The sequence below is a fragment of the Sphingomonas sp. ACRSK genome (genome assembly GCF_022346685.1).
GTDB lineage: Bacteria > Pseudomonadota > Alphaproteobacteria > Sphingomonadales > Sphingomonadaceae > Sphingomonas > Sphingomonas molluscorum.
The window spans coordinates 176,318-190,777 of record NZ_JAKRNR010000002.1; the positions used below are offsets into that span (position 1 = coordinate 176,318).

Consider the following 14,460-nt stretch of genomic DNA (forward strand, 5'->3'; position numbering starts at 1 on the left):
AATTATGCACGATCACCGTCCCGACACAACAGCGCCTTCGGCGAGCAACTGTTGCGTTCGCCGCAGCGTAGCCGAACCTGTTCCAAACGCGCTCAACTAGGCTGTAAACTGATGATCGCCGACCGCCGAGATACTTTCACTGGCCGAACTCGCTGAAGAAGCGCTACACGAACGCCATGGCGACCGTGGGCGACACAGTTGTACGATATGCGGAGCCTTCCGGTTGCATGCGCTACTCTGTCCGGCGCAGGCCTGATGGAGGATTTCAGGTCGTCCATGACGGCGCAACATTGGAAGACGGGTCTCAGCCCTATTGGCTGGAAGATCGTGTCCTGAGCGGGATCTACGGAACCGCCGAACTCGCCGAAGCCGAGTTGATCCGTCTCACGGGCGGCGAATGGGGGCGAGAGGAATGACCGTGCTCGCGAACCCCCGATATGCACGGCCAGCCGTTCGCGGCGGTACCGATACTGTGGAAATCGTGCCGTCAAAGCCGCTGGTGCAGATCGGTATCGGCCCTCGCGAACGCCGTGGGTTTCTCAACTAGGTCGTAGACTCATAAAGGCCGATTGTCCGGAAGGGCCCACTTGCTGGCACTCTGCAGCGCTGCCATCCTGGCGGCGTGTTCTTTCCGGTCATCCTGCTGCTGTTCTGGCTACCGGCTCTACTCCTGTGGTCGCCGGTTTACGCGCTTGCTCGCTGGCGCACCGCTCAGGGCACCACGCGACGCTATGCCTGGCTCTGGGCGTGGATGCTTCCTGCAACCCTGACAGTCGTGATCCTCGAATTGATCGGCTTCATCGGTGACGTGCTCGGCTCTGTTTAGCCGCCTTCGGGTATGGCCGCTTTCCACCCACGGTCGGCTGTCCGCGCTGGCGAAAGTGGACGCCAGAAGGAACCGGCAGGAATCGCCCAATTGCCGACATCCCTCCGGTCGTGCATCGCTCCCTTTAGCAGACATAGGGAAGTCGGATTTTTGGTGAAGCTGCTACGCCCTACTTTGATCGTGATCGGCTGTTTGCTCGCATTGATGTCAATCGCCGTTCTGGCTCAGGTGTCGCACGCGTCCTATTATGGTAGCCAGGGCGAAGGCCTGCGGGTCGCGGCGATAGCTGCCGCACTCATGGGAGCTGCCGTGCTCTGCTTCTTCATTGGGCAGCGGCTACCTTCACGATAGCGGTGGTTTTCGCCCACTCGCGGACATTCCACGCAATTTGTTGCGAACCGACCATGGTCTAAGATCGGTGAACGATCCTGTATCAACGACGCATACTTATATTGGCAATCAAAGTAGGCTATCGCACACTTGCTCCGGCATCCATCAGGAGGCGCAATGCTGTTGTTGCTTTTAACAGCCCTTGCTCAAGAGGCGACCGGATCTAAGGCTACTTCATCACCCCCGACCTGCGCCGTAGGAACGCAGTTGCGTCTGCGGGAAACTACTGACGCCCACTTGGCGGCTCAGCGCCAAACGAGTGATCAAGGTCTTACATATCGCACCACGCGCACAATCGAGTCTGTCGATGCTCGCTGCGTCGTAATGATTATCGCTTACGATCCAAACAGTAGCGGCGCGCGCCTTTCTGATGGTAGCTACGTGTGGCTTCGTGACTGGAGCCAGCCAGCAGCGATTGTGTCAACGCCGATATTCGAAACCGATAGCTATCCAGCGCGGCCTACTTGGACGCTTGATGCCGCGAGAGAGTGCGACAAGAGTTCGACAGCGAGCACGACTTTCGGTCCGCTTTCCTCCTGCCTCAGTCTTCATCAGGAACGAGGAAGCGGGAGGCTACACATTAAGCGTCATTCGTCCGCCCACAATCGACACCTTTCGACGATTAGCTTACCCGCCGGCGTTCGCTATCAGGCGCTTTCCGCGGGGAGTTGGGCGCACAACATTGGAGGTGAAATCGCCCTCATCCGTTCTACCGAAGGCAGAACCGCCGTCGTAGATATTTTCACTCTCTCCGGTAGCTAACCGGCGGACTGATGTCCGTTTTCCACCCACAATCGGCCGTTCAGCGCTCGATCCAGGCGCGGTCTTGTATCGGTTCACGGTCTTGTTCGGGCGGTCTGCTCCAGGCCCGAGCGAGCGTACAGACATACACGCTTGATCATTATCCCGATCTGTTGTGTTAACACAACGACTCGTAGATGAGTCGGGGCTTTGAGAAGGCTATGCACAACAGGATCGCCGTCTTTCGCGCCGAACATGGGTTGTCGCGCCGACAGCTCGCGGAGGCGGTCGACGTGAACCCGCAGACGATCGGCTACCTCGAGCGCGGCGACTACAAGCCGAGCCTCGAGCTGGCGCTCAAGGTCGCTGCGGTGTTCGACGTGCCGGTCGAGCTGATCTTCTCGCTCACCCCGTTCGAAGCGATCGGAACCAGCCTGCGGCGGATAGGAGTGGAGCAATGAGCGATCGACAGCATCGTTTTCTCGCCTGGCTGGATCGGTCGGTGATGTGGACGGGCGTTCCCGCCCTGGCCACGGGAACGCCGCGCAGGAGGCACTTGCGCTGGCCGCCGCTGATTGCGTTGTTGTTCTCCAGCGCAGGGCTGCTCTGGTGCCTTTTGCACCCCGGCCGCAGCTACTGGCTTGGCTACACACTGATCATGGTCGGCTTCTTCATCGCCAATCTGATGCCGATCTGGGGGCCGCTGCGGCGCTTCAGCGAGCGCGCGGATGAGTTCGAGCGGCAGCAGCGGCGCGGCTCGCTTCTGGTCGGCCTGGCGGCGGTTGCCGTGGCGGGCATCGGGGGCATATGGCTCACGGTGGGAATGTTGGCGACCGAGTTATGGTCGGCCCCCGTTGCGCAGCAGGAACTGACTGCGCTCGCCTTCTACATGATGGCGCTGTTCAGCGCGGTGCCGACGCTGCACGCAAGTTGGCGCAGCCGGCCACTCGGCGAGGACGAGTAGCCGTCAGCACACGAACGGTCGCTCAATGGTGCGCGACCTTGGTCGGGAACGGGCCGGTCGGGTTCGGCTCTGTCCTACAGCAGCGACCACGAGCTACGCTCCGCTCCCCCTGATACTAAGGTTGGAGCGTTGCCGGAGCATGATCGCCATCAGGTGCGCGAAGGAAGCAATCCGGGCCGGCGTGACGCCCCCGGAACCGCCGCGCGATGCCGCGGAAACGCGCCTTCCGCACGGGTCGAGAGATGCGTTCTTGGACTAACTTTAGCCTAACCTTCCGCGGTCCGATCGCTCGTCGGGGCCCTCGGCAGGGGCCTCGTCGTCGATCAGGACCCGCATGGCCGCGCCGTCCATGTCGTCGAATTGGCCAGACTTCACCGACCAGAAGAACGCGCCCAGGCCCGCCAGGCCCAGCAGCAGCGCAATGGGGATCAACAGGGCCAGGCCGTTCATCGGGCAGCACTCCGCAGCCGCAACGCATTTGCCACGACGATCAGCGAGGACCCGGACATGGCGAGCGCCGCGATCAGGGGCGTCACATAGCCCGCGATCGCGAGCGGCACGGCGAGCACGTTGTAGCCGATCGCCAGCATGAAGTTCTGCCGCACCACCGCCATGGTGCGGCGCGCGGCGGCGATCGCCACCGGCACCGGCATCAGCCGGTCGCCCAGGAACAGCAGGTCCGCCGCGGTCTGCCCGACGTCGCTGGCGGAGGAGGGCGCGATCGACACATGCGCCGCCTTCAGCGCCGGGCCGTCGTTGAGGCCGTCGCCCACCATCAGCACGCGGCGACCGGAGGCGGCCAGCTGCTCGATGGCGGCAAACTTGTCGGCGGGCGACAGCTCGGCCGTCGCCTCGACCGCCAGCTGATGGCCGATGGCAGCCACGGCCTGTGCCCGGTCTCCGGACAGGATGGCGGGCGCAAGCCCCTGGCTGCGCAGCCGCGCGACTGCCGCCTCGGCATCGGGCCGCAGGGCGTCCTCGAACCGGAGCAGCCGCGCGGGCGCGCTGCCGAGCACGAAGCCGGTGCTGAGCGCCGCGCCCTCCGCCGGCTGCTCCGCCCCGACCCAGTCCGCCCGGCCGAGCCGTGCGCGCACTCCATCGACATGTCCCTCGATGCCCAGGCCGGGCTGCTCGATCATGTCCGCGAGCGTCGTCGCCTGGATGCCCTCTGCCTCCAGCGCTGTAGCCAGCGCCCGGGACAGCGGGTGGCGGCTGGCGCGCGCCAGCGCGAGCGCTGCCGGCCTCTCCTCGGCGGTGAGCGGCAGGGTGCCGAACGGGGTCGGCCGTCCGAGGGTGAGCGTGCCGGTCTTGTCGAACAGCGCGGCGTCGGCCTCCGCCAGCCGCTCCAGGGCCGAGCCGTCCTTGATCAGCACGCCCGCGCGCATCAGCGCGCCCGACGCGACCACCTGGGCCACCGGTACCGCGAGTCCCAAGGCGCAGGGGCAGGTAATGATCAGCACGGCGACCGCGATCAGCACCGCCTGATGCACGCCGGCCCCGGCCAGCATCCAGCCCAGGAAGCTCAGCGCCGCCAGGCTGTGGACGGCCGGCGCATAGAGCCGCGCCGCGCGATCGGCGATGCGGACATAGCGCGACTTGGTGCCGCCCGCCGCCTCCATCAGCCGCGCGATGTCCGCGATCGCGGTGTTCTCGCCCGCGGCGGTCACCTTCACGATCAGCGGCCCGTCCATGTTGATCGTGCCCGCGAGCACCCGGCTGCCGGCTGCCACCGTCTCCGGCACGCTTTCGCCGGTGATCAGCGAGCGATCGATGCTGCTGGTGCCGCTCTCCACCACGCCGTCCGCTGCCAGCCGATCGCCGGCCGCCACCAGCATCCGCATGTTGGGGGCAAGCTCCTCGGCCGCGCGCCACTGCGGCACGTTCTGCTTGTCGAGCACCTGCGCGCCGGGCGCCGTCTGGCGCAGCAGCGCGCCCGCGCTGTCCTGCGCCCGCGCCCGCATCACGCTGTCCAGGAAGCGCCCCGCGAGCAGGAAGAACAGCAGCATGACGGCGCCGTCGAAATAGGCGTCGTGGCCGCCGGTCGCGGTCTCGTAGAGGCTCAGCCCGCAGGCGAGGACCACCCCGATCGAGATCGGCACGTCCATGTTGGTGCGGCCATGGCGCAGCGCCGCCCAGGCGCTGCGGAAGAACGGGCGGCCGGCATAGGCCACCGCCGGCAGCGCGATCATCGCCGACAGCCAGTGGAACAGCTGCCGGGTCGCTCCTTCCGCGCCGGACCAGACCGACACCGACAGCAGCATGACGTTCATGGCGGCGAAGCCTGCGACGGCCAGCGCCTTCACCAGCGCGCGGCTCTCCCGGCTGGCGGCGCCGTCCGCTTCGCCCAGGAACGGCTCGGCCGGAAAGCCGATGCGGGCGATTGCCGCGCGCACCGCGCCGGTGTCGAGTTCGGGAAGATGGGTGACCCGCACCCGCTTGGCCGTGAAGTTGACCCGCGCGTCGATCACCCCCGGCGTGGCGGCCAGCCCGCCCTCCAGCTTGGCGATGCAGCCGGCGCAGTGCAGCGTCGGCACGCTGAACTGGCTGGTGGCGCAGCCTTCGGCCGCGACGGCCGCGGGGGCGGGCGCGTTCATGCGCCGACCTGGTCGTCGAAGCGGGCGGTGCTGCGCCCCTCCCGCACCTCGATCCGGAGCAGCCACCGCCCCTCCGGCAGCCGCTGCTGCGAGGCGAAGGCGCCGCCACCGACGTTCAGGAAGTGGAGCTTCTGCTCGGGTGCGCGGCCCAGCGGGTGGGTCGCCACGGCGTCGATCATGGCGGCGTACAGCGGCCCCATCGGCGAGTTGGTGGCGATGCGGACGGTGCGGCTGTGATCCACCGTCACGTCCAGCTTCCAGCCAAGCGCCTCCTGCGCGCGTGCCTCGGCAAGCCAGCGGTTGAACTTCTGGCTCGCCACATAGCTGTTGTCCACCACGGTTCCCCCGAACGTGCCGACCGCAAAGCGCGCCATGACGAAGTTCACGGCGATGATCGTGCCGAACATGCCCAGCAGGATCGCCAGCATGTGCCAGCCGGTGAAGCGGCGGGCGGGGGCGGGGCGGGGGCTGATCATTGTCCGGTCTCCGGGCGCTCGAAGAAGTTCTCGTCGGTGTCCTGCCCGCCTTCCTGGTCGAGGGCGCGGACGGTGAAGGTCACGTCCTGGCGGGTCGGTCCTTGAGCGGGCGCGGCCACGAACACGCGGGTCCGTGCGACCTGGTCGGCGGGCACCTTCAGCCGGACGGTCGGGCCTGCGGTCTCGCGGCTGCCGCCGTCGTTCCACATGGCGGCGCCCGTCAGGCCGGAGAGGCCGATCTCCACCTCCCGCGGGCGATTCTCCATGTTGCGGACCTTGATCGTGTAGGTGTTGCGAATGCTGCCGTCCGACAGGCGGACGTAGAGCGGGTTGCGCGTCTGGCTGACCGACAGGTCGATGCGCGTGCGGGTGCCCAGCGCGAACAGCATGCCCATGCCGATCCCCGCCCACACCAGCGTGTAGAGGATGGTGCGCAGCCGCAGCAGCCGGCGCAGCGGATGCATCGGCTCACCGCCTTCGCCCGCGATGGTCTCGTCGGCGATGGTGCTGTAGCCGATCAGCCGCGGCGGCCGGCCGATCTTGGTCATGATCTGGTCGCACGCATCGATGCACAGCCCGCAGGTGATGCAGCCGATCTGGCTGCCGTTGCGGATGTCGATGCCGGTCGGGCACACCGCCACACACGCGTTGCAGTCGATGCAGTCGCCGATCCGCGGCGCCTTTTCCGGGTTGGCGGCGAGCGCCACCAGCGAGGGGATGCCGCCCTGCGGCTCGGCGCCCTGGTCCTGCACCTCCGGACGTCGTGCGGCGGGGCCGGCGCGCTTCAGGCCATGGGTGCGCGGCTCGCCACGCCAGTATTTGTAGGTGACCAGCAGCGACTTCTCGTCGAGCATCGCGCCCTGGATGCGCGGCCATGGGCACATGTAGACGCACACTTGCTCGCGCATCAGCCCGCCCAGCACATAGGTGGTGCCCGTCAGGATCGCGATGGTGGCATAGGCGGCGATCGGCGCCTCGCCGCGGACGACCTGGCCGAACAGCGTCGGCGCATCGTCGAAGTAGAAGATCCAGGCACCGCCGGTCGCGACCGCGATCAGCAGCCAGATGCCGTGCTTGGTGGCGCGCTTGGCGATCTTGGCCGGACCCCATGGCGCCTTTTGCAGGCGGATCTGGGCGTTGCGGTCGCCTTCGATCGCGCGTTCGACATGGACGAACAGGTCGGTCCACACCGTCTGCGGACAGGCATAGCCGCACCAGGCGCGCCCCACCGCAGAGGTCACCAGGAACAGGCCGATCCCGGCCATGATGAGGAGACCGGCGACGTAGTAGAACTCGTGCGGCCAGATCTCGATCGAGAACATGAAGAAGCGGCGGTGGGCGATGTCCACCAGCACCGCCTGGTCGGGGGCGTACGGCCCCCGATCCCACCGCAGCCACGGCGTCACATAGTAGATGGTCAGGGTCACGGCCATCAGCGCCCATTTCAGCCGGCGGAAGCTGCCGTCGACTGCCTTGGGAAAGATCTTGGTGCGGGCCTCGAACAGCTTCTGCTTGGGGCCCGCCAGGTCGTCAGGGCTGGACATTTCGGGGTTGCGCGACCGGTGTGGCCGCCTCCGGGTTGGACGTGGCGGCCGCAACGGCTGCCGGCGTCTCGGGTACGAACGCCTCGCCGCCGCCCAGCGAATGGACATAGGCCGCGAGCATTTTCATGGTGACGGGGTCGAGGCGATGACCCCAGGCGGGCATCACGCCATAGCGCGAGTTGGTGACGGTCTCCGTCAGCGTGTCGCGATCGCCGCCGTACAGCCAGATGCCGTCGGTCAGGTTCGGGGCACCGAACTCGCGCATGCCCTTGCCCTGCGGCCCGTGGCAGGCGACGCAGTTGTTCGCGAACAGCGTGGCGCCGCGGCGGGCGGCCTCGCTCGGCTTCTCCTGATGGGAGAGAACCCGGACATAGCTCACCACGTCCTGAACCTCTGCCGGCTGGAGGATGCCGTCGCGGCCAAAGGCCGGCATCACCGACATGCGGGTCGCATCGTTGCCGGGCTGGCGGATGCCGTTCAGCAGCGTCTGCTGGATCGTCTTCAGGTCGCCGCCCCAGAGCCAGTCGTCATCGTTGAGGTTGGGATAGCCCTTGGTGCCGGCGGCGCCTGCGCCATGGCACTGCACGCAATAGACCTTGAACGCCGCGCTGCCGCCGGCAACGGCCGCCTGAAACAGCTCGCTGTTCTCCGGCAGACGCTCGATCTGGATGCGGGCCAGGGCCTGCTCGATCGGCGCCTTGCGGGTGCCCTCGGTCGCCACTTCCTTCGCCAGCTGGCCGCGGCTGGACCAGCCCAGCACGCCGGCGGTGGCGCTGTGGACCAGCGGCCACGCCGGGTAGAGCACGACATACACCGCCGCGAACACGATGCTGGCGAAGAAGGTGATCAGCCACCAGCGTGGCATCGGCGTGTCGAGTTCCTCGATGCCGTCCCATTCGTGGCCGACGGTGCTGGTGCCGGTCTTGTCGTCGATCCGCTTGCGCTCAACCATCGGAGCGGTCCTCTTCCTCGAAGATGCTGTGGGCGGCCTGGTCGTGGTGCTTCCCGGCGTTGCGGCGGAACGTCCATCCGACCAGCACGAGGAAGACCACGCTCATGAAGACCAGGCCGTAGCTGTCTGCGAAATGCCGCAGATCGCTATAGTTCACCGGGGCTGCTCCTGTGCCCCCGCCGACCGGAAATCGACGGTGGTGCCGAGCATCTGGAGATAGGCGACCAGCGCATCCATCTCGGTCAGCCGGTTGGGATCCCCATCGAAGTCGCGGGCCTGCGCCTTAGGATAGCGGCGGACCAGGTCCGCGGCGTCGCCGTCGGCAAGCGCCTGAAGCTGCAGGTCCTGCTGCGCCTTCTGGATGTCCTCGTCCGTGTAGGGGACGCCGACCCGGCGCATGGCGGTCAGGTGCTTGGCCATGTCGCCCGCATCCAGGTCGCGCGCGGCCATGAAGGCATAGGGCGGCATGATCGACTCCGGCACCACGGAGCGCGGGTCCTTGAGGTGCTGGACGTGCCACTCGTCCGAGTAGCGACCGCCGACTCGGGCCAGGTCCGGCCCGGTGCGCTTGGAGCCCCACTGGAACGGGTGATCGTACATGCTCTCGGCTGCGAGGCTGTAGTGGCCATAGCGCTCGACCTCGTCCCGGAAGGGGCGGATCTGCTGGCTGTGGCAGTTGTAGCAGCCCTCGCGGATGTAGATGTTGCGGCCGGCGAGCTCGAGCGGGGTGTAGGGGCGGACCCCCTCCACCTTCTCCACCGTGGAGTCGATCCAGAACAGCGGAGCGATCTCCACGATGCCGCCGATGATCACCGCCAGGAAGGCGAGGACGCCCAGGACGGTGACGTTGCGTTCGATCTTCTTGTGATCGAGGAACTTGGAAGCCATCGTCCTTGTCCTTACTCGGCGGGAGCGGGCTGGGGGGTACCGGCGGCGGGCGCCCGCACGACCGGGCGGTCCGCCTCGGGATCAAAGGCGGCGTCGGTCATCGGCGCCTCCTGGCGCAGGTCGCCCTTGATCGTCTTGAAGATGTTCCAGGCCATCACCAGCGCCCCGGTGAGATAGAACAGGCCGCCCAGCATGCGGATCACGTAGTAGGGCTTCATCGCGGAGACGACCTCGGCGAAGGCGTAGACGAGGTATCCGTCCTCGCCGTACTCGCGCCACATCAGCCCCTGGGTGATGCCCGCCACCCACATGGAGGAGGCGTAGAGAACGATCCCCAGCGTCGCGAGCCAGAAGTGCCAGTTCACCATCCGGAGCGAATAGAGCCGCTCACGACCCCACAGGCGCGGCGCCATGTAGTAGATCGCCGAGAAGGTAATCATGCCGTTCCAACCGAGCGCACCGGAGTGCACATGGCCGACCGTCCACTCGGTATAGTGGCTGAGTGAGTTGACCGACTTGATCGACATCATCGGGCCTTCGAAGGTCGCCATGCCGTAGAAGGCGAGCGCGAAGACCATCATGCGGATGATCGGATCGGTGCGGATCTTGTCCCATGCGCCGTTAAGCGTCATCAGCCCGTTGATCATGCCGCCCCAGCTCGGCATCCACAGCATCACCGAGAACACCATGCCCAGCGTCTGCGCCCAGTCGGGCAGCGCGGTATAGTGGAGGTGGTGCGGACCCGCCCAGATGTAGAGGAAGATCAGCGACCAGAAGTGGATGATCGACAGCCGGTAGCTGTAGACCGGGCGCTCGGCCTGCTTGGGCACGAAATAGTACATCATGCCGAGGAAGCCGGCGGTCAGGAAGAAGCCGACCGCGTTGTGGCCGTACCACCATTGAGTCAGCGCATCCTGCACGCCGGCGAAGGCGGCATAGGACTTGGAACCCAGCAGCGACACCGGCATCGACAGGTTGTTGACGATGTGCAGCATCGCGATGGTGATGATGAAGGACAGGTAGAACCAGTTCGCCACATAGATGTGGGGTTCGGACCGCTTCACGATCGTGCCGACGAAGACCGCGAGGTAGCAGACCCAGACGATCGTCAGCCACAGGTCGATGTACCATTCGGGCTCGGCATATTCCTTGCCCTCGGTGATGCCGAGGACATAGCCGGTCGCCGCCAGGACGATGAACAGCTGGTAGCCCCAGAACACGAAGTTCGCGAGCTTGGGTGCGAACAGCCGCGCGCGGCAGGTGCGCTGCACGACATAGAAGCTCGTCGCGAGCAGCGCGTTGCCGCCGAACGCGAAAATCACGGCCGAGGTGTGCAGCGGCCGCAGGCGCCCGAAGGTTGTGAACTCGTTGTTGAGGTTCAGGGCCGGGAAGGGGAGCTGGAGGGCGATGACGACGCCGACCAGGAATCCGACGACGCCCCAGAAGACGGTCGCGATCACGCCCCAGCGGATCACATCGTCATAATAGCGGCTCTGCAGTGCCGCGGGGCCGGCAAGCCGACCCGGGAGCGCGTTGAAGTCGCCCTTCGAGATGGTGAGGAACGACGCAGCCAGCGCCGCTATCGCCATGATTCCCATGTGGACGGCGAAGCCCGCGTCGGCGGCAAGCGCCGCGCCGAACAGCGCCAGAATGGCCAGGAGCAACCAGGCCCCGGCATTTGTGATGATATTGTCCATGAGCCCCTCGCTCGAGCAGCCGATCCAGCTAACGGGGGCCCTCGGCTGCTCGGCCCCCTGCAACATTGATTTCCGTCAAGACCTGCGGCGCGGGCGCCTACGGCCGCTGCACCGTCACGTCCTGAGACTTGACCAGGGTGGAAAGCGTGCCGCTCACGTGCAGGCCGATCAGAACCATCAGGCCGATCCAGGCCAGGTGGAAGATGATCACCGCCAGGATCGAACGGCGTGCCCGCCCGCGGCGGCCGACCGGGCGACTTCGACCGGCGACGACGTCATTGTCGGGCGTCTGCGATTCCCGCGCGAGCGTGTTGGCGTGCAGGAATGCGAAATACCCCGACACCAGCGTCACCAGGATCAACAGCCCATAGGTACCGGTGATTACTCCGATCGGCATGCGCATCGTCCTCCCTGCGCCAATAGTTTCGGCACAGCTCAGGTGCCCGGAATCACCGGTTCCGAATGGCACGACCGAGACGAACGGGATTTGATGGCGGTCAAACAACGCCGTTTGACGCGCGTCAAAGAAGCATGTCGTGCGGGTTTCTAGGTGCTGGACTGTCGGGGAAGCTGCGGGGGGTTCGCAGCTGCTTGTAACGGGCGCGCCGCTTCCTCGCGCGGAGAAACGGTATCACCGTGCCAGGATTGTTGACCCATTGCCGCTTGTTTGACGGTCTTCCGGAAGAACTGGACGCCGCGCTGCGTCGCACTGCGACCCCCCGGGCGTACCGCGCCGGTCAGGTCCTGATGTACGAGGAGGACTACCCCGATCAGTTCCTGCTGCTGACGGAAGGGCGGGTGCGGGTGTGGCGGACCTCGACCGGGGGCACGGCCATGACCGTGCACATGCTGGGGCCGGGGACGATGCCGGGCTGCGTCGCGGCGCTACGCCAGATGCCCTATCCCGCGACCGTCACGGCACTGACCGACATTCGCGCGTTGAGTTGGCCCGCCGATAAGATGCGCCAGCTCATCGCCGCGCACCCCGAACTTGCGAGCAACTTCCTGCAGATGATCGCCGAGCGCAACGAGGAGATGCTCCAGCGGCTTCATGAGGTGTCCACGCTTCCGGTTGCGCAGCGGGTGGCGCGCGCGCTCCTTCGGCTCGCAGCGGACGGGGCACCGGGGGAGGGCGGGGTGCAGGTGGCGCTTTCGCGTCAGGACCTCGCCGAACTAACCGCCACGACGCTCCACAGCGTCAGTCGGCTGGTGAGCCGGTGGGAGCGTGCCGGCATCGTCGCGGCCGGACGCAAGCGGGTGCGCATCCTCGATGCGGAACGCCTGGAGACGGAGGGCGAGACCGCCGAGTAACCTCGCCGGCTAGGCTGCCTCAACAGCGTTCGAGCATTGCGCGCGCGAAGATGCTCCAGCGCTCTTCGAACCGCTCTTCCGAAAGGCTTTTGGTGCCTTCGGCGGAGGTGGACCGTCGGGCGCCGCCGTCGATCAGATCGACCAGGACTTCACAGATCCTGGCGGGGTCGCCCGTGCGAACGCAGCCGGCCGCCTGCGCATCTTCGATTCGTTCGCGCAGCGGTGCGTTCGCAACGCGCTCCCACTCGGTCAGCTTGCGGCGCATGTCCTCCGAAAAGGCGCCCTCCGCCTGGAGGAAGGAGATGAAGGCGACGTCCTCCGGCGTCACGCAGCATTGGAAGAAACGTCGCGTGGCGAGTTTCAGCGCCTCCACGGGGTCACCGGCCTCTGCTGCGGCCTGATCGCTATTGGCCTGCATCTCTGCTGCGAAGCGCGCGATGTCGCGCTGCACAACGGCTTCGAGCGACGCTGCCTTGCTGGGATAGCGGCGGTAGATGGTGTGCTTGGTGACGCCGACCGCGGTTGCGATTTCATCCATCGACGCGCCGGATATTCCCTGGCGGCAGAAAGCGGTACGGGCCCCATCGAGCACACGATCGTTGATGGCAGCTGCTTCTTCGCGCGTCGGACGGCCGGCGCCCCGGCGTTCACCACATTTCAAATCAGTAGCTCCACGCTTCCCGGAAAACGTTATAAACTGGTCCGCAAAAAAATGCACGACACAGTTGATTTGTCGCAACGGAGCGGTACAGAAATCCCCGCCTGCACGGGCTCGCCCTCTTGGAGAATCGTTTGTGATCATCGCCCCCTCCTTCGGCCGGCCCGGCCGGACGCTGGTCGTCGTCGCTGGTGCGCTTGCGCTCGCCTCTTGTGGCGGCGGTGCGGAGCAAGTGCCTGCACCCCCGCCGCCGCTCGTTTCAGTGGTGACCATCCAGGCGCAGAGCGTGCCCAACATCATCGAGCTGCCCGGCCGCATCGAGGCGGTGCGCTCGGCGGAAGTCCGCGCGCGGACCGACGGCATCATCGAGCGCCGTCTCTATCAGGAAGGAACCGACGTGCGCGAAGGCACGCCGCTGTTCCTGATCGATCCGCGCGACAAGCGCGCGGCGGTGCAGCAGGCCCGCGCTGCAGTGCAGCGTGCAGAAGCGACGCGCGTCAACGCCCGCCAGGTGTATGAACGCTACCGCCCGCTCATCAGCGAGCGTGCGGTGAGCGCGCAGGAGTTCGAGGCTGCCCAGGCTACGCTTCGCCAGGCGGAGGCGAGCGTCGCCGATGCGCGGGCGGCGCTCACGCGTGCCGAGCTGGAGCTGAGCTACGCCACCGTGCGAGCGCCGATCAGCGGCCGGGTGGGTCGGGCGCAGGTGACCGAGGGCGCGCTTGCCAGCGCCACCCAGGCGACGCCGCTCACGACCATTGAGCAGTTGACCCCGGTCTACGCTGTCTTCGCCCAGTCGAGCACCGAGCTGCAGACGCTGCTTACCCGCGCGCGCAACGGTGAACTGAAGCTGCCGACGCTCACCGGAGTGGAAGTCCGCCTGATCCTGGAGAGCGGCGAGGAATATGGCCCGGTCGGCCGGCTGAACTTCGCCGACCTGAGCGTCGATCCCGCAACCGGCAGCCAGGTGCTGCGGGCAAGCTTCGTGAACCCGGATCGCCGCCTGTTGCCGGGGCAGTTCGTGCGCGGCCGCCTGTCGGCGGGCACCGTCAACGGCTTCATGGTGCCGCAACGCGCCGTGCAGATCAACGGCACCAACGCGAGCGTCTCCGTCGTCGCGCAGGACGGAAGCGTCAGCACGCGCCAAGTGCAGCTGGGCGGGCAGAGCGGCGCCAACTGGATCATCCGCTCGGGCCTGAAGGCGGGTGACCGCGTGATCACCGAAGGCTGGCAGAAGGTGCAGCCGGGCGGCAAGGTGCGGGTGCAGGGCGAGCAGCCTGCCGCAGCCGGCGCCCCTGGCCGCGCCGGGCCGGCCGGACAGGGTGGGGCCGCCGGGCAGCCGGGCCAGGGCGGCACTGCCGCGCAGTCGGGGCAGCCCGGGCAACCGGGTGCCGCCAACGGCCCCGCATCGGGACGCTGATC

At 66.8% G+C, this 14,460-nt stretch carries 15 protein-coding genes; 5 read left to right on the forward strand and 10 right to left on the reverse strand.

Annotated elements, in window-relative coordinates; genetic code table 11:
• Window positions 1–622 precede the first annotated feature (622 nt).
• The 3 genes from MHZ35_RS02105 to MHZ35_RS02115 all read left to right on the forward strand — a co-directional run bounded on the left by MHZ35_RS02105 (window position 623) and on the right by MHZ35_RS02115 (window position 2,921).
• Complete coding sequence (locus tag MHZ35_RS02105; RefSeq protein WP_239434170.1) at window positions 623–826, forward strand: hypothetical protein; 204 nt, start codon at window positions 623–625, stop codon at window positions 824–826.
• A 1,352-nt stretch (window positions 827–2,178) separates the two neighbouring features.
• Entirely contained in the window at window positions 2,179–2,418 is a 240-nt protein-coding gene (locus tag MHZ35_RS02110; RefSeq protein ID WP_239434171.1) for a helix-turn-helix transcriptional regulator, read from the forward strand.
• Window positions 2,415–2,921 carry a hypothetical protein gene (locus MHZ35_RS02115; RefSeq protein WP_239434172.1) on the forward strand — a complete coding sequence of 169 codons (507 nt, stop codon included), beginning with the start codon at window positions 2,415–2,417 and terminating at the stop codon, window positions 2,919–2,921. The genes MHZ35_RS02110 and MHZ35_RS02115 overlap by 4 nt, the downstream gene beginning before the upstream one ends.
• Before the next feature lie 261 nt (window positions 2,922–3,182).
• Here MHZ35_RS02115 and ccoS read toward each other — a convergent pair whose 3' ends face one another.
• From ccoS to MHZ35_RS02160, 9 genes are all read right to left on the reverse strand, one after another.
• Entirely contained in the window at window positions 3,183–3,371 is a 189-nt protein-coding gene (ccoS, locus tag MHZ35_RS02120; protein ID WP_239434173.1) for a cbb3-type cytochrome oxidase assembly protein CcoS, read from the reverse strand.
• Window positions 3,368–5,515, reverse strand: a complete 2,148-nt coding sequence (locus MHZ35_RS02125; protein WP_239434174.1) for a heavy metal translocating P-type ATPase — start codon at window positions 5,513–5,515, stop codon at window positions 3,368–3,370. Before MHZ35_RS02125 ends, ccoS begins: the two co-directional genes overlap by 4 nt.
• Complete coding sequence (locus MHZ35_RS02130; RefSeq protein WP_239434175.1) at window positions 5,512–5,991, reverse strand: FixH family protein; 480 nt, start codon at window positions 5,989–5,991, stop codon at window positions 5,512–5,514. The genes MHZ35_RS02125 and MHZ35_RS02130 overlap by 4 nt, the downstream gene beginning before the upstream one ends.
• The gene (locus MHZ35_RS02135) at window positions 5,988–7,535 is read right to left on the reverse strand and encodes a 4Fe-4S dicluster domain-containing protein (protein ID WP_239434176.1); all 1,548 of its coding nucleotides are present in this window, start codon (window positions 7,533–7,535) and stop codon (window positions 5,988–5,990) included. Before MHZ35_RS02135 ends, MHZ35_RS02130 begins: the two co-directional genes overlap by 4 nt.
• Window positions 7,522–8,487: a cytochrome-c oxidase, cbb3-type subunit III gene (ccoP, locus tag MHZ35_RS02140; protein WP_239434177.1), complete on the reverse strand. Its 966-nt coding sequence runs from the start codon at window positions 8,485–8,487 to the stop codon at window positions 7,522–7,524. Before ccoP ends, MHZ35_RS02135 begins: the two co-directional genes overlap by 14 nt.
• Window positions 8,480–8,644: a cbb3-type cytochrome oxidase subunit 3 gene (locus tag MHZ35_RS02145; RefSeq protein ID WP_125960008.1), complete on the reverse strand. Its 165-nt coding sequence runs from the start codon at window positions 8,642–8,644 to the stop codon at window positions 8,480–8,482. Before MHZ35_RS02145 ends, ccoP begins: the two co-directional genes overlap by 8 nt.
• Window positions 8,641–9,375: a cytochrome-c oxidase, cbb3-type subunit II gene (ccoO, locus tag MHZ35_RS02150; protein WP_239434178.1), complete on the reverse strand. Its 735-nt coding sequence runs from the start codon at window positions 9,373–9,375 to the stop codon at window positions 8,641–8,643. Before ccoO ends, MHZ35_RS02145 begins: the two co-directional genes overlap by 4 nt.
• Window positions 9,376–9,386: 11 nt before the next feature.
• Window positions 9,387–11,072, reverse strand: coding sequence for a cytochrome-c oxidase, cbb3-type subunit I (ccoN, locus tag MHZ35_RS02155; RefSeq protein WP_239434179.1), 1,686 nt, complete (start codon window positions 11,070–11,072; stop codon window positions 9,387–9,389).
• 97 nt (window positions 11,073–11,169) lie between these two features.
• Window positions 11,170–11,469, reverse strand: coding sequence for a hypothetical protein (locus tag MHZ35_RS02160; RefSeq protein ID WP_125960005.1), 300 nt, complete (start codon window positions 11,467–11,469; stop codon window positions 11,170–11,172).
• 266 nt (window positions 11,470–11,735) lie between these two features.
• Between MHZ35_RS02160 and MHZ35_RS02165 the strand changes: the two genes are divergently transcribed.
• On the forward strand, window positions 11,736–12,383 hold the full coding sequence (locus MHZ35_RS02165; protein WP_239434181.1) for a Crp/Fnr family transcriptional regulator: 648 nt from the start codon (window positions 11,736–11,738) through the stop codon (window positions 12,381–12,383).
• A 19-nt stretch (window positions 12,384–12,402) separates the two neighbouring features.
• Here the strand turns inward: MHZ35_RS02165 and MHZ35_RS02170 are convergent, their stop codons facing one another.
• On the reverse strand, window positions 12,403–13,185 hold the full coding sequence (locus tag MHZ35_RS02170; RefSeq protein ID WP_239434183.1) for a TetR/AcrR family transcriptional regulator: 783 nt from the start codon (window positions 13,183–13,185) through the stop codon (window positions 12,403–12,405).
• Between MHZ35_RS02170 and MHZ35_RS02175 the strand changes: the two genes are divergently transcribed.
• On the forward strand, window positions 13,178–14,458 hold the full coding sequence (locus MHZ35_RS02175) for an efflux RND transporter periplasmic adaptor subunit (protein ID WP_239434185.1): 1,281 nt from the start codon (window positions 13,178–13,180) through the stop codon (window positions 14,456–14,458). The genes MHZ35_RS02170 and MHZ35_RS02175 overlap by 8 nt on opposite strands.
• Window positions 14,459–14,460 lie beyond the last annotated feature (2 nt).

Bases quoted from the DNA above. Each gene is read 5' to 3' on its own strand.
- MHZ35_RS02110 (WP_239434171.1), top strand. From the start codon at position 2,179: ATGCACAACAGGATCGCCGTCTTTCGCGCCGAACATGGGTTGTCGCGC.
- MHZ35_RS02115 (WP_239434172.1), top strand. From the start codon at position 2,415: ATGAGCGATCGACAGCATCGTTTTCTCGCCTGGCTGGATCGGTCGGTG.
- MHZ35_RS02130 (WP_239434175.1), bottom strand. From the start codon at position 5,991: ATGATCAGCCCCCGCCCCGCCCCCGCCCGCCGCTTCACCGGCTGGCAC.
- MHZ35_RS02160 (WP_125960005.1), bottom strand. From the start codon at position 11,469: ATGCCGATCGGAGTAATCACCGGTACCTATGGGCTGTTGATCCTGGTG.
- MHZ35_RS02125 (WP_239434174.1), bottom strand. From the start codon at position 5,515: ATGAACGCGCCCGCCCCCGCGGCCGTCGCGGCCGAAGGCTGCGCCACC.
- ccoP (WP_239434177.1), bottom strand. From the start codon at position 8,487: ATGGTTGAGCGCAAGCGGATCGACGACAAGACCGGCACCAGCACCGTC.
- MHZ35_RS02135 (WP_239434176.1), bottom strand. From the start codon at position 7,535: ATGTCCAGCCCTGACGACCTGGCGGGCCCCAAGCAGAAGCTGTTCGAG.
- ccoS (WP_239434173.1), bottom strand. From the start codon at position 3,371: ATGAACGGCCTGGCCCTGTTGATCCCCATTGCGCTGCTGCTGGGCCTG.
- ccoO (WP_239434178.1), bottom strand. From the start codon at position 9,375: ATGGCTTCCAAGTTCCTCGATCACAAGAAGATCGAACGCAACGTCACC.
- ccoN (WP_239434179.1), bottom strand. From the start codon at position 11,072: ATGGACAATATCATCACAAATGCCGGGGCCTGGTTGCTCCTGGCCATT.
- MHZ35_RS02170 (WP_239434183.1), bottom strand. From the start codon at position 13,185: ATGATCACAAACGATTCTCCAAGAGGGCGAGCCCGTGCAGGCGGGGAT.